This is a genomic window from Bradyrhizobium sp. P2_E8, assembly GCF_056403875.1.
On sequence record NZ_JBFUES010001236.1, the window covers coordinates 1 to 1915 of the forward strand.

General features: G+C 57.4%; 1 protein-coding gene. It reads right to left on the reverse strand.

Annotated features, from left to right (window positions below; all coding sequences use genetic code 11):
- Positions 1 to 182: 182 nt before the first annotated feature.
- A complete protein-coding gene (locus tag AC1D00_RS39040; protein WP_477014348.1) occupies positions 183 to 977 on the reverse strand; it encodes a hypothetical protein in 795 nt (264 codons plus the stop codon).
- Positions 978 to 1915: the final 938 nt, after the last annotated feature.

The following is a 1915-nucleotide window of genomic DNA, read 5'->3' on the forward strand; positions in this document are numbered from 1 at the left end:
ATCGAACTCGGCGCCGAAATCGGAGCGGTTGGAAATGTGGGTAATTGAAAGCTTCACCGGAGGGATACGGCGAGAGAGCCCCCAAGATATATGATCCCTTCTGAATAGCGTCGGAGTGAGYAGGTCGCCGTAAAAGGAAGACCCGGATTTGCTAAGACCTTTTCCGCATCCCAGAACTTTACTCAGGAGACTTTGGCCTCGACGATCTTTTGTCTGGCCTCGCGATCGAGCCTTTTCTGTGTCTTTAGCCAGAAGAGGCGCCGAAGGGCGCGATCCATCTGCGCTTCGAGCCGTTCTTCGACAGCCAAGTCCTCCAGCATTTTGTCGGGTGCTAAAAATTCGGCCGCAGCCGTGAGGTAACCGTCTGGATCCGGGCGGCGCTCGCGAACCCTTGGCAGGAGCACTCCGTCTACTTCCTTTTTGAGTGCAACGATCCAGTGGCAAGGCTCGTCATACTTCTCCCGTGGTACGTGGGTTTGAAGGTGGCTTTTGTACTCTTCAGGCAGGCATCCAATCGCGCCGTCGACGAGGCGGGGGGAGGCGTCTGGCGCAAAGTAAGCGCTAAAGCTCAGGAGGCGCTCATAATCGTCGCGTGGCAAGTTGGGCTCCTCAGAGCCCGCCTTCGCCGCCACATACTTCGCCTTATCGAGTTGGGTCTCGAATAGCGGAATCGGCGGCTGCTCGAACACGCGATTTTGCGGCCGCAGCAGGGAGGCCCTCATCTCGACGTTTCGTCGATCGCGCAGGCGTTGCTTGCGCCACGTGGCCGTCAAGATGTCTCGCACACACTCTTCTTGCAAGACACCTTCGGGTTCGAACTCTTCCAATAGCTGCTGCCGGAGCTGCTCGTATGCAGCAGGATCTTCCCAGGGCAGCAGCTCGATTTTCGCGAAAGCGCCGTGCTTGTATGCGGCCGGCAGCCGAGAGCGCTGTGATGTGACCGCCGACGCAGACTTGCTCAGTTTTGGTGCGCGCACGCAGATGCCCTCTTCAGCTTCTCGAAAAAGCCGACTCTATTTCAACTCAGCAAGATAGCTGATTCTCGGCAGACCGAGGACGAGCCGTGGCCTTTCCACAGGCTGATGTAGGGCGGAGCTACAGACTGAACGTCTCAGCCTCGCTCGCAAGTACCGTTGGAGGCGGGACTTGAGTTCCGCGTTGGACTCCTTTCGCGTCAGACTTTAGCGTGCGACCGGCTCCTATGGGTATTTTCCGGAGTGAGGGGCTGTTTTCTTTTGCGCTGAGCGGCCGGGCCGTATCGAGCCAAAAGAAAAGCCGCCCGAAAGCGGCCTTTCCATCCTTGGACGTTGATTGCGTGCGGCGTTGCTGGCCGTCTTGGCGGACACCCACAATTTACATTACGCCTCAGCAATTGCCCTCGTCCGCCGCACCAAATCTCGAAGATGGGTGGCTCATAGTGGATACTGAGAGGTGAACGGCTCTATGTCCAACAAGTACATGGACTAGACAGATCCGCTCTTGCATCATCCTACGGGTACGAGATCACTTGCATCGCGACAGACTAAAGAGTCGGAGATACGATCTGACGTCCGAGTCGGATGGTACGCCGATCAGCGTCCGCCGCGTGATGCAACCGGCTGCCACCCACCAGGTAGCCAGATGAGTCGATCGTCCCTGAAATTGTGTACGGCTTTTCGAGGTAGGCCCAGCATTGGTTCGCAAGATTATCTGATTCCTCAATCGCTGGATATCTTGTCTCCCGTACTTATACGGGACGCCACTTGAGGCCGACGTTTGCCGGAAATTCCGAGTTACCGCCGGAAGAATGCGAGTCACCCCTGCGGTCGAATGGTAGGATTGCCGGATGATAGGCCTGTGCCGAGGACCATCGTGCGGGTCGCACGCAGTTGACGTGGGGCGATGATCTCGGAGAGCGAAGAGGACGGCGCAGCAT